Here is a 19,467-nt window from a genome sequence, read left to right as displayed (position 1 = left end):
CTCTATTCGCCGCGGGCGGCGCGCGCAAGGCGCATGAACTCCGCCGCGCGTTCGGGGTCGACCGGGTTCCAGGTGTCGCCGTCCACCTTGAGCGATGAGCCGACGATGCAGCCATCGGCGGTCTTCATGACGTCGGCGACGGTGGCATGCTTGACGCCGGTGTTGGCCAGCACCGGCGTATCGGGCAGCGCCTTCTTGACCGCCACGAGGTCGCTGAGCGCGGCCGCCTCGCCGGTGATCTGACCGGAGACGAGGATGGCGTCGGGGATCGAGGAGAAGACGGCGCTGCGGGCGCGATCGGCGAGGCTGCGCCGGTCGAGCGAATAGGCGAACTCGGCCGAGATGTTGTAGAGCATGGCGAGGTCGGAGCGGCCCAAGCGGTCGCGGTAGCGCATCGCCTTGCCGGCATCGGGCGTCCAGGGGCCCATGTCGGAGGCGTACGTGCCGGTGAAGATCTCGCGCACGAAGGCGGCCCCGGTGGCGGCGGCGAGCGCGACCGTGCTCATCGGATCCCACAGGACGTTGACGCCGAAGGGAACGGTGATCCGATCACGCAAGGAGCCGATCACGTAGGCCATCGCGGCGGTCGAGGCGGTGTCGACGGCGAACTCGTAGGGGCGGTCGTTCTCGTTGCCGAACATGACGGCATCGACGCCGGCCCGCTGCAGGGCGTCGAGATCCTTCGCCGCACCCGCGACGAGCGCCTCCACGCCACCCTCCGCGTCATAGAGCGGCGATCCGGGCAGGGCGCCAAGATGCACCATGGCGATGACCGGCTTGGCGGTCTTGAACAGGCGCCGGAATTTCTGGCTCATTCGTCCTCCCCGATTGCCCCTCACTCCCGATAGGGGAGGGATGCTAGCAACGGGTTGGAGAGGAGTCTATTGGCTCGGCGCCGTTCCTCCCCCTGAGCTTGTCGCGACGACCCCCACCCCTCACCCCTCCCCACAAGGGGGAGGGGAGGCGCGAGGGCTGGCGCCCTACCGCGAGTGGGAACATCCTTGCGGATTTGCCGCCGCCACCCGCTACCAACCAGCCGGATCTCGATATACGTTGCGCTCCACACGGCGGAAAAGAGGAAACGTTCAATGAAAACGCGTCACTTCGAGCGGCTTGCCGGCCGTGGCATCACCTTTACCGAACTCGGCTTCGGCACCGCACCGCTCGGCAACCTTTACCGGGCGATCTCCGACGAGGGGGCGCAGGGCGCGCTGGAAGGCGCGTGGGAGACCGGGTGCCGCTATTTCGATACCGCGCCGCTCTACGGGCTCGGCCTGGCGGAGACGCGGCTCAACCGTTTCCTGCGCGGGCGACCGCGCGACGACTATGTGCTGTCCACCAAGGTGGGCCGGCTCCTGCGCGCGTGCCCGCCGGAGGAGCGCACCGGCATCGGCAAGTTCTTCGACACGCCATCGCGCCGGGAGGTGTACGACTATACCTATGACGGCGTCATGCGCTCGGTCGAGTTCTCGCTCGAGCGGCTCGGCGTCGACCGCGTCGACATCCTCTACGCCCACGATCTCGACGTCTTCAACCACGGCTCCGAGGAAGCGCTGAAGGCGAAGCTCGAGGAACTGATGCGCTCCGGCTACTACGCGCTTTTATCGCTGCGCGACCAGGGCGTGATCAAGGCGTTCGGGGCAGGAGTGAACGAATGGCAGCCGTGCCAGTGGCTCGCCGAGCATGGCGATTTCGACCTCTTCCTCCTGGCTGGCCGCTACACGCTTCTGGAGCAGGAAGCGCTGGATAGCTTCCTGCCGCTGTGCGAGAAACGCGGCATCGGCATCGTGCTCGGCGGCCCTTACAATTCCGGCATCCTCGCCACGGGGCCGAAGCCGGGCGCCTTCTACAACTACTCGGAAGCGCCGAAGGAGATTCTGGAGAAAGTCGGGCGCATCGAGGCCGTCTGCGGCCGCCATGGCGTGAAGCTCGTCGAGGCGGCGCTGCAGTTTCCGCTTCTAAGCCCGCTCGTCTGCTCCGTCATCCCCGGCGGGCAGAGCGTCGACCAGGTCAAGGCAAACCGGGCCATCCTCGATACCGACATTCCGGCGGAGCTGTGGAGGGATCTCAAGGCCGAAGGCCTGATGCACTCCGCCGCACCGACCGGCTGATCTCCCCCTGGCGGGAGATGTCCGGCCCCTTCAGCAAGCTCAGGACGGAGGGGCGCGAAGGACGCGGCGGCAAATCGTAGCTGTAAAACTAGGAATCGCCGCCGCTGCCGTCCTCGATGCCTTCAAAAAGGGCCACCACAGCGTCCTGCGCGACGGCGATGTGGCAGCGAAGTGCGGATAGAAGCTCCTCTCGGTCGCCCTTCTTCAGGGCGGCCAGGATGGGCTCGTGGGTCCGCCATGGAAGGGCCCGACTACCCGAGGGCAGGCGTGGTCAAGGGAACTTGCAGATAGTCGGCCGGCCGCGGCACCGGCGCGTCCAGGCTGATGAAGGTCTGCGGTGACGCGTCGAGGTGATCCAGCAGCGCCGCGAACCGCCGCGCGGTCCCTGGGCTGATGCCGCCGCTCCTGTTGTCCACCAGCGCCGCCGCCTCCACTTCGGTGCGCGCTCCGGGCACAAGCCGTCCATTGTAGCGGTAGACCGGCAGGGACGGCGGGCGGCCGAAGGGTGCACCGATCCGGTCGAGCAGGCGCGTTGCGATCCCCGGCTTCACCGGGCCATCGGCGGGCGCGTTCCAACCGGCCTCAGGGCGCGCATGGGGATCGGCCGGCATCGGGGGCGCGATTCCGGCCCGCCCGCCTGGCAGTTGCTCCGCGCCGATCTTGCCGGCCGGGCTGTTCTCGACCGCTATCTCCGCCTCCATCTTCCGGAGCAGGGCGGCAGGCTTGGCATCCATGGCGGCAACAGCCCCACCGCGCCAGGCCACCGGGCCAGGCGGTGGCAGGTTCGCGGCACCGGGCAAAGGCGGTCGATGCGCAAGGGGCAACGTCGGCGCTTTCGGCGTCTTGGGGGCCGGCGGCGTTGCGCGCGCGGCCGACTGCGGCGTCTGGCCCGCCGGGAGCGCGATGGCAGGTGCCGCCGGTGCCGGCGCGGCGGGCTGCTCCGGTGCCGCCATGCCGTTCAGAGCCGCTTCGATCTTCCGGCCGGCTCCAGCGATGGCGTTGACCAGCGCCTCGCCGCCGAGGACGCCGGCTACACCGCCAAGCGCACCGCCCGCAAGGGCGCCCCACGGGCCCGCCGCCATGCCAGCCGTGGCGCCCCATTCGGCGCCCATCCAGCCGAACGCAAGCCGCGCGCCAAGCCCGTTCATCACGTTGTTGGCGCCCGCGGCATCGCCCTTCGCCGCCAGATCCTTCGCCTGCGCCACCGATTGCCGGGCATCGATCATCGCCCCGGCGGCGCCAAGCGCGCCGATGCCCAGCGCCTTGGCCGCGCCACGGAAGGTCGTGCCCAGCCGCTCCAGGAGTGCGGCCGACGGCGCAAAGCGGCCGGCCGCCCTGGCCTGGGCAATCGCCACTGCAAGTTCGCTGAGGGCGGCCGTCTTTCCCTCTTTCTGCAGCGCCTTGACCATCGCCTCGGCTTTCTCGGGAGACCGGAGGGCGCTGTGCCACTCCGCCTCCGGTCCGACCCGCCTGCCCATTTCCGCGATCTCGGCGGCATGCTGCCGCTGGTACTCGGCGAGATGCGCGAGGAGCTGGGCATTGTGCCTGCTGGCTGCCTTCGGCTTCATGCCGAGCGGCGTGTTGGTGTAGAGATCGCCCCGGTCGAGCGCCGTCTTCAGCGTGTCGCGCAGATGGTTCACCTGCGCCGCCACCCGTCCCGCAGCAGCGCGATCACCCGCCATCGCCGCGCGGCCGTCCTTCGAACGTTCAATGGCCCCGATTGCTTCGCGCACGCCGTCCTGATAGGTGTTGAGCGGCCCGCCATTATGGGGCGTTACATTCAGAATGGCTGCCAGATTCTTCGTCGCCGGCAGATTGAGCTTGTTGCCCGGTGCCTCGGGATTGAACAGGCCAAGTTCCGCAAGCTTCCTAAGCAGCGGATTGTTCTTGAACACATCCTGCGGGACGACGTGGTGGCTCTGAAAGGGCGCGCGCGGATCGATGATCACACTCGTTCCGGGCTTGCCACCACGCCCGTGCCGATCACCGTCTTCGGTCGTGCTGACGTGCGGGGATCGACGATCATCGCCGCCGTGCACGGTTATGCTCGGAAGTTCCGTCGGCCTGTTGTCCATGCGAAATACCTCATCAGCACAAAGAATTCGTGTTTGAAAATCAGCAGCAAAAAGAGATCGATACTCAGAGGTCGGCGGCGTCATCGAACATGATGCCCTTCAGGCCATCCTTCTTGCCAAGGCCGGCCGCCTTGCAGGCATCGCGCAACGCGCTGTCGCAAATCGGATCGGTGGTAAGATTAGGCTGCACGAAGACATGCGCGTCGCCGACAATGTCCTGCCTAAAGGTCAGGCGCGTCATACCGACTAGTGCTCGAAAGATTTTTGAACCGGAAGGTTCGATCTGAATTCGGACGGTCGAAGCCTCCTCGTCGAGCGCGTCGAGCGTCCGGGTGACATCGCAGAGGTAATATTGCGGCCCGTTCGAGCCGTCGGGCAGGACGAAATCGCAGGCCGCGAAGGCGAAGCCCTTGGGGTCCACGCGCTCGAAGATCTGCTTCAGCCGCTCGGAGACCATCCAGTAGCCGCTGAGCCCCCCTTCCAGGTCGCGCGGCATCTTTCCTTCCTTCGGAACATATCTCAGTCGCGGCTTCTCCCTCAGGACGGGAAAGCCGCCCTCTTCCGGCCGGACGATGAGACGCGGCGGCGTCAGCAGGTTCTGTTCGTTCTCGAAAATCACGCCATGGCCTGTGCCGCCCCCGCGAATATCCGGTCCGAAGACGAAGTACTTCCCCTTCTGCGGTTTGCGGTGGGACGGAGGACGCTGCCTCGCCTTGTCGGTCATCGTGGTCTCCCTGTTGCGTTCGGCCCCGTGTGCATCGAGCATGATGGCGCATTCCTTGTTGGAGATCGACCAGTGGCGATGGGAGCCACGGCGGGGAAGCGGGGCAAGCCTAACCGGAGAAGCCGCCGCGTAAAGGATTGTCGCTGCCTGGCGGGGTCAATTATCGTGAATACGTATATATGGTCCGTAGTAGATCGCTTCCGCCGACGGCGCGCTCTGTGACGGCGGGACTCATCGGAATCCCGGCCTTTTCCCGTGGTGGCTCTGAAAGGGCACTCGCAGATCGATGATCATACTCGTTCCGGGCCCCTGTCCGAGGTGAAGATGACGGGCGAGGGTTTTGCCGCGATGGCACGCGAGATCGTGCGGCTGCGGCCGCCCAGGGCGCTTATCCAGGAGGGCGGGTACCTGGGGCCGTCTCTCGCCAGGAATGCGGAAATCTACCTGTAATCGCATAACATGTATTATGGAACTCACGGGGGCTTATGCGGTGACGCCTACAACAACTCTTTCGCCCCAGTGGTTCATGGCCGCTGCGCGCCGGTTGCGGTGACGTAGAGTGCGTAGAGTGACGTCGTCGCGGTGATGAAAAGGCGATTACGGCGGGGGCCGCCGAAGGTGAGGTTGGCGACGGTCTCGGGCACCAGGATCTTGCCGAGAAGCCGGCCATCGGGGGCGAAGCAGTGGACGCCGTCGGCCGCGCTCGACCAGACGTTGCCTTCTGTGTCGACGCGCATGCCGTCGGGGATGCCCTTGTCGATCGATGCGAAGACGCGGCCGTTTTCGAGCGCCTTGCCGTCGACCACGTCGAAGGCGCGGATGTGGCGTGGGGCGGTTTCGTCGTGGCTGGCGGCGGAATCGGCGATGTAGAGCGTGGTCTCATTCGGCGAGAAGGCAAGGCCGTTGGGCTGGCGGAAGTCGCCGGCAACGGCGGCAAGCTCGCCTGTTTCCGGGTCGAAGCGGTAGACGTTGCGGGCGCCCTGCTCCGGCTCGGCCTTGTAGCCCTCGTAGTCGGAAAGGATGCCGTAGGTGGGGTCGGTGAACCAGACCGAACCGTCGGAGCGCACGATCACGTCGTTGGGCGAGTTAAGCCGTTTGCCGGCGAAGGAATCGGCGAGCACGGTGATCGTGCCGTCGGGCTCGGTGCGGGTGAGGCGGCGGGTGCCGTGCTCGCAGGTGACGAGCCGGCCCTCACGGTCGCGGGTGTTGCCGTTGGCGAAGTTGGAAGGCGCACGGAAGACGGAAACGCCGCCTTCGGGCTCCCAGCGCAGCATGCGCTGGTTGGGGATGTCGCTGAAGAGAAGCTGGTTGGCATCGGCAAACCAGACAGGGCCTTCGGCCCAGCGGCAGCCGGTGTAGAGCTGTTCGAGCCGCGCGTTCTTGATGATCAGCGAGCGGAAGCGGGGGTCGTGGACTTCGTAGAGGGTATCGTGGCTCATGCTTCGTTCTGTCTCAGGGTTGCCGCGCCCGGCGGCCGCTGGCCACGACGATGACGCTGATGATGATGAGGCCGGTCATGATCAGGCGGACGCCGGCGCCAAGCCCATAAGTGTTGAGCATGGAGACGACCAGGAACATGAACAGCGAGGCGCCCCACACGCCCGGCACGTTAGAATCGCCGCCGGCGACCGACGTGCCGCCAATGACGACGACGGCGATCGACATCAGGAGGTATTCCGCGCCCATGTTGAGCGCCGCACCGCCCGAAAAGCAGGCGAGCAGGTAGCCGCAAAGGGCGGCAAGCACGGCGCACAGCACGTAGGTGATGAAGCGCGTGCCGTCGACGGGAATGCCGGCCATGCGGGCGGCCGCCATGCTCTGGCCGATGGCCGTGATCCAGCGGCCGTAGAGGGTTTTTTCCAGGAGCACCCAGGCGGCGACGGCTATGAGAAGCGCCACGATGGCCATGTTGGGGATGCCGAGCGTGCTCGACGTGGTGAACTCTGCCAGAAGGCTCGGCGGCTTGATCCTGAGGCCGCGATTGGTCCAGATCGCCGCCGACTGGACGATGAAGCTCATGGCGAGCGTGGCGATGATCGGCGGGATGCGCAGGAGCTTGATAAGCGTGTAGTTGCACATGCCGACGGCGACGCCGACGGCAAGCGCGGTCAGCAGTCCCGGCACGATCATGCCGTTGTCGACGTTCATCAGCTTGAGCGCCACCGTGCCGGCGAGCGTCATGGTGGCGGGGACCGAGAGGTCGATATTGCCCGGCCCCAGCGTGATGACGAACATCTGGCCGATGCCGACGATCACCGAGAAGGCGGCGAAGGTGAGCGCGGCCTGGGAAAGGCCGAGCGCGCCCGCCCCGCCCGTCACCATGACGGTGGCGGACCAGACGACGGCGACGGCGAGCCAGGACCAGAGCCAGGGCTTTCTGAAGAGGCCGTGGAAGAGGGTCATCGGCGCCTCTCCCTGTTCTCGATGCGGTTCAGGAACAGCCTCAATGCCAGGACGATGATGAGGATGGCGCCCTGCGCGCCGATCTGCCAGTCGGGCGAGATGCGCAGGAAGGAGAGGAAGGAGCCGGCGAGCGTCAGCGTCAGCGCGCCGATGACGGCGCCGACGGGCGAGACGCGGCCGCCGACGAACTCGCCGCCGCCGAGGATGACGCCGGCGATGGAAAGGAGCGTGTAGCGCAGGGCGATGTTGGCGTCCGCCGAGGTGGTGAGGCCGACAAGGGCGATGCCGGCGGCAACCGCAAAGGCGCCGGCCAGCCCGTAGGCCCCTGCCCTCGCCGCCAGCGCCGACCAGCCGGCCCGCTCCACCGAGCGCTCGTTGCCGCCGACGCCACGCACGAGCACGCCGAAGGACGAGCGCATGACGATGAAATGGGCAAGAAGGGCGATCAGGATGCTGGCGACGATGGCCATCGGCATGAGCGGCGGCTTGGCCGTCATCAGCCAGCGCGCCCATTCCGGCGCATGACCGCCGGGGGCCGGCAGGAGAAGCACCGCCAACCCCGTCCATATGAAGCTCATGCCGAGCGTGACGACAATGGATGGCAGGTTGCGCAGGTGGATGACGACGCCGAGGAGGGCATAGGCGGCGACGGCGGCGAGGAGGATCAGCACGCCGAGCAAGGGGCTGTCGTAGAGGAAGGTGGCCGCCACGCAGGCCACGAAGCTGACGAAGGCGCCCATCGACAGATCGAGATTGTTGACCGCCATGATGAGCATCTGGGCGATGGTCGCCAGCGCGATGGGAACCGCCAGGTTGAAAAGCAGGTTCAGGCCGATGTAGCTCATTGCCCGCGGCTGCAGCCAGAAGACGGCGGCGAGCAGGCTCGCCAGCGAGAGGGCGGGAACGATCAGCCGGATTGTGTCGGAGGAAGGCCGCAGATTCACGCCGCCGCTCCCTGGAAGGAGGCGGCGAGGATGTTCGCCTCGTTGACGTCGCCGCCGGCGAGCTCGGCGACGATCACGCCTTCGCGGAAGACGTAGACGCGGTCGCACAGGCACACCTCCTCCATCTCCGTCGAGTACCAGACGAAGGTGCGGCCGGCCGCCGCCTCGTCGCGGACGATGCGGTAGACTTCCTGCTTGGTGCCGACATCGACGCCGCGCATCGGGTCGTCCATCAGCACCACCGGTGCGCGGGTGGAAAGAGCGCGGGCGAACAGCACCTTCTGCTGGTTGCCGCCGGAAAGGGAGAGGATGGGGTTTTCGATGTTCTGGGTACGGATCTCGATCCTCTTCCTCCAGTCCTCTCCCCTGCCCTCTTCGGCCTCGTCCTTCACGAAGCCCTGGCGCGACATGTCACCGAGCGAGGCGATGGAGAGGTTCTTCAGGATGCTCCACAGTTCGAAGACGCCGTTGAGCCGCCGGTCGCCGGCGACGAAGGCGACCGCCGGGTCGTGCCGCGGCCACCAGTTGCCGCTCCGTTGCGCGTGGAGCTTCATCAGCATCTCGGTCTGGCCGTGGCCGCTGAGGCCCGCGAGACCGACGATCTCGCCCCTATGCGCCGTGAACGGCAGGCCGCTTCCAGCCTGTTCGAGGACGAGGGGTGCGGAGGCCAGGTCGCGGCTTTCGCGGCGCGCGGCCTCGCCCTTGGCGACGCTCCCCATGGTCTCGAACAGGCTGTGCGCGGTGAAGCCGCCCGCCGGACGCTCGGCAACGATGCGGCCGTCCTTCATGACGACGATGCGGTCGGCGGTGGCGAGGATCTCGTGCAGGATGTGCGAGATGAAGATGACCGCGCCGCCCGCCGCCACGAAGCGGCGCACATGGGCGAGCATCTGCTTGGCGAGGCTGGCATCGAGCGAGGACGTCGGCTCGTCGAGGATGACGAGGCGCGGCGCCGTGCCGGCGTCCGAGAACGCCATGGCGATCTCCACCATCTGGCGCTCGGCGATGGAAAGTGCGCCCACCGTCTCGCCGCTGTCGATGCCATGGCCGGGGAAGATCGTGCCGAGGCTTTCCTCGATGATCCCTCGCGCCCTCCCCCGCCAGCCGGCACCGCCGAGGTCGCGGTGCACGATGCGGGCGTTCTCGACCACCGTGAGGTTGGGGCAGAGCGACAGCTCCTGGAACACGCATCGCACGCCATGGGCGCGGGCGACGTTGATGCCGTAGGCGTCGATGGCGTTGCCGTCGGTCGACACGCCGCCCTCGTCCGGCGTCAGGCCGCCATTGATGACATTGACGATGGTCGACTTGCCGGCACCGTTATGGCCGACGAGGCCGACACATTCGCCGGGCATGATCCGGAGCGTGACGCCGTCGAGCGCCTTGACCGCGCCGAAGCTGATCCTGGCGTTCTCGACTTCGATGATGGGTGGTGGGGTGGTGGGGGTTGGCATGGAGGGTTTCACGAGCGGGTGATGATTGTCGACGTATGGTGGGCAAGCCCCTGCGATGTCCAGCACGAAACGCATCTTCGCCAGAAGACTCCCCTCCCCCCTGAGGGGAGGGGTAAGGGGTGGGGGTAGCGGCGATCGCGCACCGGCATTCCCTTGTTATGGCAAGGAACCGGCAAATCACGTAGGCCGGCGGCCGTCGTGACGACCCCCACCCCTCACCCCTCCCCTCAAGGGGGAGGGGTCGCGGAGGTTTGCGCCCCTGCCGCCATCGCCGGTGCCGGGGGTCGCCGCCACCGCCAAACCCCTCACATCGCCGCGTCGATCACCTCCAGCGCATCCTCCTGCGAGTATTCCACATTGGCGACGCCGCCGGCCTCCGTGTTCTCCAGGTTCTCTTCGAGATTGTCCTGGTCGATGCGCAGGAAGGGCACCGTCAGGTCCTTCGGCACGTCCTTGCCGTCGAGGATTTGCTGCGCGACCCAGAATGCGAGGGTCGAGACGCCGGGGGCGATGGAGACGGACATGGTCTCGTAGCCGTTCGCGTCCTTCTGCTCCTTCCACCAGGTCAACTCGTCGTGGCGGTTGCCCATGACGATGATCGGCATCTCCCTGTCCGTCGCGGCAAAAGCCTGTGCCGCGCCGTAACCGTCGCCGCCTTGCGTGACCACGGCCTCGATGTCCGGCAGGCTTGGCAGGATGCCGGCGACGGCCTTTTGCGCCACGTCCTGCGCCCAGTCGCCATGCACGGAACCGGCGATCTTGAACTGCGAATGCTCCTCGGCCCCGTCGTGGATCCCGGCGGAGATCTCGTCGTCGACGAAAACGCCGGCAAGGCCGCGGATCTCCAGGAGGTTGCCGCCGTCGGACAGGCGGCCGGCGAGGTACTCGATCTGGCTGCGGCCCATCTCGTGGAAGTCGACGGCGATCCGCCATGCGCAGGGCTCGGTGACGATGCCGTCGAAGGAGACGACGGTGATGCCGGCGTCGCAGGCTTCCTTGACCGCGCCGTTCAGCCCCTCGGGCGAGGCGGCGTTGAGCACGATCGCGTCGTATCCCTGCAGGATCAGGTTCTGGATCTGGGCCGCCTGCTCCGTCACCTGGTTCTCGGCGGTGGTGAAGGCGTCGGCGGCGGCGACAGTACCGGCTTCCACGGCCTCGCCGGTCACCTTGTCCCAGCTCGTCAGCATGGCCTGGCGCCAGGAATTGCCGGCGTAGTTGTTGGAAAGCGCGATGCTCTTGTCCGACGTGTCGGCGTTCGCCGAGACGGGCATCGCCGCGCACAGGATGGCGGCCGAGGCCAGAAGCGTTTTACGAATTCTCATGTCTCTCTCCCTTGTGAACTCCGCCCGTCAGCAGGAAACATTCCATCCGCCGCCGAGGCGGCAGAAAACGGACGGCCCTTTTTCGCTGAGTCTCCTCCCTCAGTGCACGCAGGATGTAATAGAATGTGGATCGTGTATAGGATCATTGAGGCAAGCCGTTTGCGGGTCCTACCGCAAATGATGCGGGTTTATGCAGGACGAAGGCGCCCGCTCCGGCGCTTATTCGTATAAGCGGCCGAGACCGTGCGGCCGCGGGAGGAACCGCGACATGCTTCAGATGGCGCCGGCGGCGCTCGTCGATCACTATCTTGGAATCTCGCGCCTGCTCGCCGGGCAGCTCGATTTCCGCTCGGCCATCCGCGCGGTGGCGGCCGAGGTCGGCCACATCCTGCCCCACGACCACATGGATGTCTGCATCCTCATGGTCGACGGCAAGTACCACACGGCCTACGAGACGGGCATGAGCACGGCCTGGGGCGAGCTCAAATCCGCGCCTGTCGCCAACAGCCCGATCCGTACGCTTCTGTGGGGCGAGGTCGACTATTTCCTGACGGACGACGCCTGCGCCGACCCGCGCTTCCACTTCGAGGGCGCGTTCAAGGCGCCGATCGTCGAGCAGTCGCTTCGAAGCCGCGTGCACGTGCCGATGAAGGTGCAGGGCGAGATCATTGGTGCCCTCTCCTGCTCGTCGCAGACGGCGGGCCTCTACACGATGGAGGATATCGGCCATGCCCGGGCCATCGCCGATCTTTTGTCCCCCTATTTCTTCGCGCTGCGCGCGGCCGAGCAGGCGCAGCGCTCGGCCATCGTGGAGGCGGAGGCGCGCGCCCGCGAGGAGGGCCTGCGCCAGGGCGCGCTGAAGCTCACCGAAGCGCTGGAGCAGGAACGCCAGCGCATCGGCATGGACCTGCACGACCAGACGCTGGCCGACCTGACGCGGCTGGCGCGGCGCATCGAGCACCTGTCGCGCACCGGCGACATCACGCCGGAAGCGCTGGAGCCCCTGTCGCGCAGCCTGCAGCACTGCATGCAGGACCTGAGGCACATCATCGAGCAGGCCAAACCCTCCGTTCTACAGCTTTTCGGGCTGGCGCAGGCGGTGGAGAACCATCTCGAACGCTCGGTGCGCGACAGCGGCACGGCCATCGAATGGGAGCTTGCCGACGAGACGGACGGCGCCTGCGACCGGCTGGAGCCGACGGTCAGCGTGGCGCTCTTCCGCATCGCCCAGGAGGCGATCAACAATGCCGTCCGCCATGCCCGGCCTTCGGCGATCAGGGTGCGGCTTTCCTGCCACGAGGCCGGGATCGCCATCGACATCACCGACGACGGCGAAGGGATCTCCAGGCCGTGCGGACGCATCGGCGGCGGCCTCGACAACATGAAGACGCGGGCGCGGCTGATCTCGGCGAAATTCTCCATCGGCGCCGGGCGCGCGGGCAAGGGAACGGCGGTCCGGGTGCTGCTGCCGCTCTCCACAGAGGTAGCCGGCATGCATGAGGAACCGCGATGAAGGTCCTGATCGTCGAGGACGACCCCTTGCACCGGTCCTATCTGCACGAGGCCGTGTGTGCGGCGCTGCCGGAGTGCGATACGGTGATCGAGGCGGACAACGGCACGGCGGGCGAGCAGCTTGCCCGCCATCACGAAACCGCGCACATCGTCATGGACCTGCAGATGAGCGTGAGGAACGGCATCGAGGCGGCGCGCACCATCTGGAAGGAGCGGCCGGAGACGCGCATCCTCTTCTGGTCCAACTATTCGGACGAGGCCTATGTGCGCGGCGTCTCCCGCATCGTGCCGGATGGGGCGGCCTATGGCTACGTCCTCAAATCGGCCTCCGACGAACGGCTGAAGCTGGCGCTGCGCTCGATCTTCATCGAGAGCCAGTGCGTGATCGACCGCGAGGTGCGCGGCCTGCAGCAGAAGAGCCTCGGCCAGGTGAGCGGCTTCACCGACAGCGAATACGAGATCCTCGTCGACATCGCGCTGGGAATGACCGACCGCGCCATCGCCAAGCGCCGCAATCTCTCGCTCAGAAGCGTGCAGAACCGCCTGCAGCAGCTCTACGACAAGCTCGAGGTCTACCAGACGGCGGGCGAGGACGACGACGGCCGCTTCAACCTGCGCACCCGCGCGGTCGCCGTGGCCTTCCTGCGCAAGCTCCTGAACTACAGCGCCCTGGAGCGCGCCGAGGCGGAGCTCAAGGAGTGGCTCGAGGGGCGGTGAAAGCGGGCGCCTAACTCACAATGCGGCGACCCGCGCGCCTTCCCGGTCGAAGAGATGAAGGTGCTGCGGCGGGAAGGAAACCGCCGCCGCATTGCCCGCGTTCAAGACCTTGCGGTCGGTGGTGAAGACCTTGAAGGGCAGGCCATGGAGCGCCAGGTGGAGGATGGTGCCGAAGCCGGTGGGCTCGATCAGCTCCACCGCCGCCTCCCTCCCCTCCCCGCCGATGACGACGTGCTCCGGGCGGATGCCGAGCGTCACCGGGGTGTCCGGCTCCAGCGCATAGGCATGCGGCAGGGCGACGAGCGTGCCGTCGGCAAGCCTTGCCGCCGGACTGCCCTCGCCCGGCTGATAACGGGCCTCGATGAAGTTCATGCCCGGCGAGCCGATGAAGCCGGCGACGAAGAGATTGGCCGGGCGGTCGTAGAGGTCGAGCGGGCTTCCCACCTGCTGCACGACGCCGCCATGCATGGCGACAATCCGGTCGGCGAGCGTCATGGCCTCGATCTGGTCGTGCGTGACGTAGATGGAGGTGGCGCCAAGCTCGCCGTGCAGCTTCTTGATCTCGGCGCGCATCTGCTCGCGCAGCCGGGCATCGAGATTGGAGAGCGGCTCGTCGAAGAGAAAGGCCTTCGGCTGGCGCACGATGGCCCGGCCCATGGCGACGCGCTGGCGCTGGCCGCCCGACAGGGCCTTCGGCCGCCGCTCCAGGAACGGGTCGAGGCCGAGCTTCGAGGCGGCGGCCGAAACGGCGCTGGCCACCTTTTCGCGCGGGGTTTTGCGCAGCCGCAGGCTGTAGCTCATGTTCTGCGCCACGCTCATATGCGGATAAAGCGCGTAGGACTGGAACACCATGGCGATGTCGCGGTCCTTCGGGGCGAGGTCGTTGATGCGGTTGCCCGCGATCAGGATGTCGCCGCCCGTCACCTCTTCGAGCCCGGCGATCATGCGCAGGAGCGTTGACTTGCCGCAGCCGGACGGGCCGACGAGCACGATGAACTCGCCGTCCTTGATGGCGAGGTCGACGCCGTGCAGCACCTCGATCTTGCCGTAGGATTTGTGGATGTCGCGGATGTCTATGGAGGCCATGGAAACCCTTTCAGCCCTTCACGGCGCCGGCCGTCAGGCCCTGGACGAGATAGCGCTGGATGAGGAAGAAGAAGATGCAGGCCGGGATGAGCGCCAGAACGCCCGCCGCCATCATCTGCCCGAAATCGACCGAGAATTTCGACACGAAGGATAAAAGCCCGACCGGGAAGGTCGCCGCGTCGTTGCCGGAGATCAGCATCAGCGCGAACAGAAGCTCGCTCCAGGCGGCGGTGAAGACGAAGCCGACAGTCGCGGCGATACCCGGAAGCGTCAGCGGCAGGATGATCTGCCGGAAGGCCATGAACTGCGTCGCGCCATCGATCTTCGCCGCCTCTTCCAGGTCCTTCGGGATGCCGTCGAAGAAGGACTGCATGAGGAAGGTGGCGAAGGGCACGTTGAAGGCCGAATAGACGATGACGAGGCCGGTGAGGCTGTTGGTGAGCCCCAGCGGCGACAACAGCCGGAAGATCGGCGCCACCAGCATGACGAGCGGGAACATCTGGGTGAGCAGCATGAGCGCCACGATCCAGTATTTCGCCCGGAAGGCGAAGCGCGACAGGGCATAGCCGGAGAGCGAGGCGACCGCCGTCACCACAAGCGCCGTGGAGCCGGCGACAATGAGGCTGTTGCGGAAGAACAGCGGGAAATCGCTGTGCGCGATGACGAAGCGGAAATGGTCGAAGCTGACGCGCGAGGGCCACATGCGCACGCCTTCCGAATAAAGCAGGTCGTTCGGCGTGAGCGACACCTTGAGCAGCCAGAAGAGCGGGAACAGGGCGAAGAGGATGTAGGCGAGGACCGCCAGACGGTGCGCAAGGGTGAGGATCAACGGTCTTGCTCTCATGTCCTCAGTCCTTGTTCAGCAGTGTCTGGCGCAAAACGACGATCAGCATCGAATAGACGAGCAGCAGGACCAGAAGCACCATGGCGATGGCCGAGGCATAGCCGAAGTCGAGGCGCGTGAAGGCCTGGGTGAAGATGTAGCTGGCGACGATCTGCGTGCGGTCGGCCGGCCCGCCCTTGGTCATGACGACGATGAGGTCGGCGAAGTTCGATATCCACACGGTGCGAAGCAGTATGGTGATGGCGATGGTGGGGGCGAGAAACGGCAGCGTGATCGAGAGGAAGCGCTGCACGGGGCCCGCGCCGTCGATGGAGGCGGCCTCGTAGAGGTCGCGCGGGATCGCCTGGAGCGCGGCAAGCAGGGTGATCGCGAAGAAGGGAATGCCCCACCACACATTGGCGATAATCGGCCCCCACATGGCAAGGGCGGGGTCGGAGAGGATATTGTTCGGCTCGCTCAGAATGCCGAGGGCATGGAGCCAGTGCGGCAGCGGGCCGATGACGGGGTTGAAAAGCCAGGCCCAGTTGAGGCCGGTGAGAAACGTCGGCACCGCCCACGGCAGGAAAACCAGCGCCTGGGCGATGCCGCGACCGGTGAAGGGCTTGTCGAGCAGGAGCGCCAGGATGAGGCCGAAGACGAATTGCAGGAGAACCGACGCCCCCGTCCACCACACGGTGTTCCTGAGCGCCCCCAGGAAGGCCCGATCCTCAGCCAGCGCCCGGAAATGGTCGAGGCCGATAAAGCCGCCCGAAAACGGGTTGAGGATCTGCACGTCGCGGAACGCATAGGAGATGCCGACGACCAGGGGCACCAGCATGACGGTGACGATGAGAATGAGCGCCGGCGCGCTGTAGAGATAGGGCTCGCTGCCGCGTGCGAAGCGCTGCATGAGCGGCCTGCGGTGCGGCGATTGTTCGGCGATGACGGTTGTGGCCATCAGGCGGAGCCTCGCTTTCTCTAAAGCCTTCTGCTTATAGGCCGGCGCAACCGGATGGAGGTGCCGGCAGTTCCATGCATGGCTGTTTCCACCTAAATGCCCCTGAGAGCAGGTGGCGGGCGAGGACGGGACAACGCCCCCTCACCCGCCGCAACCAACTCACTTACCAGCGAGATACTTCTGCTGCGCCTTGGTCAGGTACTCGGCCCACTGATTGGCCAGCTCCTCCGGCGTGATGTCGCCCAGAAGCGCCTCCTGCCCCGTCTTGATGGCCAGCGAATCCTTGAAGAAGGCGAACTCCTCCAGATAGGTCGGCATCACCGTCGGCACCGCGTCGGCGTCCTCAAGCTCCTCGAACCAGCCGGCGAATTGCGGGCTCGAATAGAAGGGATCGTTCTCGGCCGAGGTGTGGACCGGCAGCGCGCCGGTGCGCTTGTTCCACTCGACATTGCCTTCCGGCCCCTCAAGCGTCGCGATCAGTTTCCAGGCGAGGTCCTTGTTTTCGCTCGCCGCCATCATCGACCAGCCGGCATAGCCGATGGTCGGGAAGGTCTTGCCGGACGGGCCCTTGGGCATGGTGGTCACGCCGTAATCGTCCTCGTCCATGCGCTCGGCGATGGCGATCAGCGCGTCCGGATCCTGATCGAGGAAGGCGCAGGTGCCGGTGTAGAAGCCGGCGACGATCTCGTTGAAGCCCCAGTTGACACTGTCCTTCGGCGCCAGCCCGTTCTTGTAAAGATCGATGACCCAGGTGAGCCCCTTCACCCAGCCCTCGCTGTTCATGGTCGACGTGCCGTCCTCGTTAAAGAAGGTGTTGTCGCCCGCCATGGTGGCGCCGAACATCATCCAGCCGTTGAGCCCCCCTGGCCCGCCGCGCATGCAGTAGCCGTATTTGCCGGGCAATTCCGACACCTTCTGCGAAGCCTCGACGAATTCGTCCAGCGTCTTCGGCGGTTCGGTGATGCCGGCCTCCTCGAGCAGGTTCTTGTTGTAGAACATCGCCCGCAGGTAAAAGCCGTAGGGCAGCATGTAGGCGGTGTCGTCGACGTCGCGGCCGAGCTCCAGCGCGCGGGTCGTCAGGCCGCCGGTATGCTCCCACGCTTCCAGATAGGGCTCCAGGCTCTCCAGCATGCCGTTGTTGGCATAGAGCGACAGCCAGGTGTCGGGCATTTCCATCACGTCGGGAATCTCGCCCGCCGACACCATGGTGGCGAATTTCTGGAAGGCCTCGCCCCAGGGCAGCGAGACGATCTCCACCGTCGTGCCCGGATTGGCCTCCTCGAACTTGGCGACGATGGATTTCAGCGTTTGGGTGCGCTCGGGGCTGGTGATCACCTCCACCAGCTTCAGCGTCTCGGCCGTTGCCGTTCCCGTCATCAATGAGGCGAACAGGGCCGCCGTCAGAAGCTTTCTCATATCAGTTCCCCTTTCTTGTTTTTCATTGGTCTGTCTCCCTTCAGGTTTCGGAAGCAGCGGCGATCGCTCCTTCCAGGTCAGCCCACAGCGCCTCGACGCCCTCGAGGCCTACGTGAAGTCGCACGGAGCGCGGGTGGATGCCGAAGGCGACGGCCGAGTTGGGCGCAGCCTTCTGGTTGAGGACAATCTCGGCCGGCACGACGAGGCTCTCGTGCCCGCCCCAGCTCACGCCGAGCTTGAAGAGGCGCAACCGGTCGGCGAAAGCACGAATGTCCACGCCCTCGCGGAAGACGAAGGAGAACAGGCCGGAGGTGCCTTCAAGGCCGGGCGGCAGCGCGTTGCCGAGCCCCGGATGGCAGACCGTCTCCACCATCGGGTTTTCCGCGAGCCTCTTGGCGATCGTGAGCGCAGCCGCCTGATGCGCCAGCATGCGGACAGGCAGCGTGCGCATGCCGCGGATCAGGAGCCAGGCATCGAAGGGCGACAGCTTGCCGCCGAGATAGGCATAGGCCTCGGCACGGATGCGGCCGATCAGCTCCTTCGACCCGGCCACCACACCGGCAACCACATCGCTGTGGCCGCCGAGATATTTGGAGGCCGAATGGACGACGAGGTCGACGCCCAGCGTCAGCGGCCGCTGGAAGACCGGGCTCGCCCAACTGCTGTCGATGACGGTGAGGACCCCGGCGGCCTTCGCCAGCGCTGCCAGCGCGCCGACATCGTGGGTCTCCATCACCCAGCTCGTCGGGCTTTCCATGTAGAAGAGCCGGGCGCCCGGCAGCGTCTTCGCCACCACCTCCCGATCGCGCCCGTCGACATAGGTCACCTCCACGCGCATGCGCTTCATAAGCGTGCCGAAAAGGCGGAAGGTGTCGGGATAGAGGTGCCGGACGGCGACAATTCGGTCGCCGGGCTGAACGAAGCTGAGCACCGTGGCCGAGATCGCCGCCATGCCGCTGGCAAAGCCGATGGCGTCCTCGCCCTCCTCCAGCTTCGCCAGCATCTCCTCGAACATGCGGACCGTCGGGTTCAGCCCGCGCGTATAGGTGGGCCGCACCTTTTCGCCGCGATAGGTGGCGAGCATCTCGTCATAGCTTGCGAAGGTGAAGAGCGAGGTCTGCACGATGGGCGGCACCACCGCGTCGAAGGCATTGCCCTCGTCATGGGCGACGATAAGCGCGGCTTGGGCAAGCGGGTCTGGGCCGCCGGTCATCTGGACATTTCCTTGATGTCTTCCTCGACGATCTCGAGGATTTTCAGTGTCTTTTCCCGCGCCCGCTCGGCATCTTGCGCGACGATCGCGTCGAACAGCTCGCGGTGGAACGGGAAGGAGCGGCGGGCGAAGTCCTGGCGGTCGAAGGGGTGCTCCCAGAAACGCTCGAATGCTTCCCGCATCTGCTCGAGAAGCTGGCGGAAGAGCGGGTTGTGCGTGGCATCGTAGATGGCGAGGTGAAAGGCCAGATCCTCCGGCCCCGACGTGCCCTTGGCCAGGTGCACCCGCTCCATCTCGTCGAGCTTCTCCTCGATGGTGGCGATGTCGTCTTCCGTCCGCCGCTTCGCCGCCACCACGCTCGCCTCCGCCTCGATGCCGCGCCGCACCTCCAGCGTCTTAAGCAGCGCGTCGCGCAGATGCACGGTGTTCAACGACAGCGGCATATGGATCGTGCCGGCGGAAATGGGTTTCTTGAGATAGCTGCCGCTGCCCCGGCGCGTATCGATGACGCCGAGTGCCTCGTAACGGCGGATGACTTCGCGGATCGTCGATCGCCCCACCGCAAGGGCGGCCATCAGTTCCCTCTCGGCAGGAAGCCGGTCGCCCGCCTTCAGCTTGGCCCGCTCGATATAGGCGGCAAGCGCCTCCGACACCTGGTTCACCCGGTCGTGCGCGGGCAGCGAGCGGATCATCGGATTTCCGCTCATCG

Annotated in this window: 18 protein-coding genes; 4 read left to right on the top strand and 14 right to left on the bottom strand. The window is 66.3% G+C overall.

The annotated features are described in order from the left end of the window. Positions 1 to 2 precede the first annotated feature (2 nt). The gene (locus GPJ75_RS01165) at positions 3 to 815 is read right to left on the bottom strand and encodes a BtpA/SgcQ family protein (protein ID WP_163264251.1); all 813 of its coding nucleotides are present in this window, start codon (positions 813 to 815) and stop codon (positions 3 to 5) included. Positions 816 to 1,088: 273 nt separating this feature from the next. On the opposite strand from GPJ75_RS01165, the gene GPJ75_RS01160 reads away from it, so the two are divergent. Next, on the top strand, positions 1,089 to 2,111 hold the full coding sequence (locus tag GPJ75_RS01160) for an aldo/keto reductase (protein WP_163264249.1): 1,023 nt from the start codon (positions 1,089 to 1,091) through the stop codon (positions 2,109 to 2,111). Between the two features lie 251 nt (positions 2,112 to 2,362). Here the strand turns inward: GPJ75_RS01160 and GPJ75_RS01155 are convergent, their stop codons facing one another. After that, positions 2,363 to 4,186: an AHH domain-containing protein gene (locus GPJ75_RS01155; RefSeq protein ID WP_163264247.1), complete on the bottom strand. Its 1,824-nt coding sequence runs from the start codon at positions 4,184 to 4,186 to the stop codon at positions 2,363 to 2,365. A 64-nt stretch (positions 4,187 to 4,250) separates the two neighbouring features. Next, positions 4,251 to 4,910 carry a DUF1629 domain-containing protein gene (locus GPJ75_RS01150; protein WP_163264245.1) on the bottom strand — a complete coding sequence of 220 codons (660 nt, stop codon included), beginning with the start codon at positions 4,908 to 4,910 and terminating at the stop codon, positions 4,251 to 4,253. Between the two features lie 324 nt (positions 4,911 to 5,234). Here GPJ75_RS01150 and GPJ75_RS27545 point away from each other — a divergent pair, with 324 nt between their 5' ends. Beyond that, a complete protein-coding gene (locus GPJ75_RS27545) occupies positions 5,235 to 5,360 on the top strand; it encodes a hypothetical protein (protein WP_281354746.1) in 126 nt (41 codons plus the stop codon). A gap of 74 nt (positions 5,361 to 5,434) precedes the next feature. Here the strand turns inward: GPJ75_RS27545 and GPJ75_RS01140 are convergent, their stop codons facing one another. The 5 genes from GPJ75_RS01140 to GPJ75_RS01120 form a co-directional block, all read right to left on the bottom strand. After that, a complete protein-coding gene (locus GPJ75_RS01140) occupies positions 5,435 to 6,349 on the bottom strand; it encodes an SMP-30/gluconolactonase/LRE family protein (RefSeq protein WP_163264243.1) in 915 nt (304 codons plus the stop codon). Positions 6,350 to 6,362: 13 nt separating this feature from the next. After that, positions 6,363 to 7,313, bottom strand: a complete 951-nt coding sequence (locus GPJ75_RS01135; protein ID WP_163264241.1) for an ABC transporter permease — start codon at positions 7,311 to 7,313, stop codon at positions 6,363 to 6,365. After that, positions 7,310 to 8,257 carry an ABC transporter permease gene (locus GPJ75_RS01130; protein ID WP_163264239.1) on the bottom strand — a complete coding sequence of 316 codons (948 nt, stop codon included), beginning with the start codon at positions 8,255 to 8,257 and terminating at the stop codon, positions 7,310 to 7,312. Before GPJ75_RS01130 ends, GPJ75_RS01135 begins: the two co-directional genes overlap by 4 nt. Next, entirely contained in the window at positions 8,254 to 9,711 is a 1,458-nt protein-coding gene (locus GPJ75_RS01125) for a sugar ABC transporter ATP-binding protein (protein WP_163264237.1), read from the bottom strand. The genes GPJ75_RS01130 and GPJ75_RS01125 overlap by 4 nt, the downstream gene beginning before the upstream one ends. Before the next feature lie 305 nt (positions 9,712 to 10,016). Continuing rightward, positions 10,017 to 11,033, bottom strand: coding sequence for an ABC transporter substrate-binding protein (locus GPJ75_RS01120; RefSeq protein ID WP_163264235.1), 1,017 nt, complete (start codon positions 11,031 to 11,033; stop codon positions 10,017 to 10,019). Positions 11,034 to 11,301: 268 nt separating this feature from the next. Here GPJ75_RS01120 and GPJ75_RS01115 point away from each other — a divergent pair, with 268 nt between their 5' ends. Both GPJ75_RS01115 and GPJ75_RS01110 read left to right on the top strand, forming a co-directional pair. After that, positions 11,302 to 12,546: a GAF domain-containing sensor histidine kinase gene (locus GPJ75_RS01115; RefSeq protein WP_163264233.1), complete on the top strand. Its 1,245-nt coding sequence runs from the start codon at positions 11,302 to 11,304 to the stop codon at positions 12,544 to 12,546. Beyond that, positions 12,543 to 13,262 (top strand): response regulator transcription factor, encoded by a 720-nt coding sequence (locus GPJ75_RS01110; protein WP_163264231.1) that lies wholly within the window; start codon positions 12,543 to 12,545, stop codon positions 13,260 to 13,262. Before GPJ75_RS01115 ends, GPJ75_RS01110 begins: the two co-directional genes overlap by 4 nt. A 15-nt stretch (positions 13,263 to 13,277) precedes the next feature. Here GPJ75_RS01110 and GPJ75_RS01105 read toward each other — a convergent pair whose 3' ends face one another. From GPJ75_RS01105 to GPJ75_RS01080, 6 genes are all read right to left on the bottom strand, one after another. Further along, complete coding sequence (locus GPJ75_RS01105) at positions 13,278 to 14,348, bottom strand: ABC transporter ATP-binding protein (RefSeq protein ID WP_163264229.1); 1,071 nt, start codon at positions 14,346 to 14,348, stop codon at positions 13,278 to 13,280. A gap of 10 nt (positions 14,349 to 14,358) precedes the next feature. After that, positions 14,359 to 15,192: a carbohydrate ABC transporter permease gene (locus tag GPJ75_RS01100; protein WP_163264227.1), complete on the bottom strand. Its 834-nt coding sequence runs from the start codon at positions 15,190 to 15,192 to the stop codon at positions 14,359 to 14,361. A 4-nt stretch (positions 15,193 to 15,196) separates the two neighbouring features. Then, entirely contained in the window at positions 15,197 to 16,129 is a 933-nt protein-coding gene (locus GPJ75_RS01095; RefSeq protein WP_163264225.1) for a carbohydrate ABC transporter permease, read from the bottom strand. Positions 16,130 to 16,288: 159 nt separating this feature from the next. Beyond that, on the bottom strand, positions 16,289 to 17,545 hold the full coding sequence (locus GPJ75_RS01090; RefSeq protein WP_163264223.1) for an ABC transporter substrate-binding protein: 1,257 nt from the start codon (positions 17,543 to 17,545) through the stop codon (positions 16,289 to 16,291). A 40-nt stretch (positions 17,546 to 17,585) separates the two neighbouring features. Further along, the gene (locus GPJ75_RS01085; RefSeq protein WP_163264221.1) at positions 17,586 to 18,758 is read right to left on the bottom strand and encodes a PLP-dependent transferase; all 1,173 of its coding nucleotides are present in this window, start codon (positions 18,756 to 18,758) and stop codon (positions 17,586 to 17,588) included. Continuing rightward, the gene (locus GPJ75_RS01080; protein WP_163264219.1) at positions 18,755 to 19,465 is read right to left on the bottom strand and encodes a FadR/GntR family transcriptional regulator; all 711 of its coding nucleotides are present in this window, start codon (positions 19,463 to 19,465) and stop codon (positions 18,755 to 18,757) included. The genes GPJ75_RS01085 and GPJ75_RS01080 overlap by 4 nt, the downstream gene beginning before the upstream one ends. Between the last annotated feature and the right edge of the window lie 2 nt (positions 19,466 to 19,467).

Origin of the sequence: Chelativorans alearensis, from assembly GCF_010993735.1 — a bacterium.
GTDB classification, from domain to species: domain Bacteria; phylum Pseudomonadota; class Alphaproteobacteria; order Rhizobiales; family Rhizobiaceae; genus Chelativorans; species Chelativorans alearense.
This window is presented reverse-complemented; position numbering and strand designations above follow the sequence as displayed.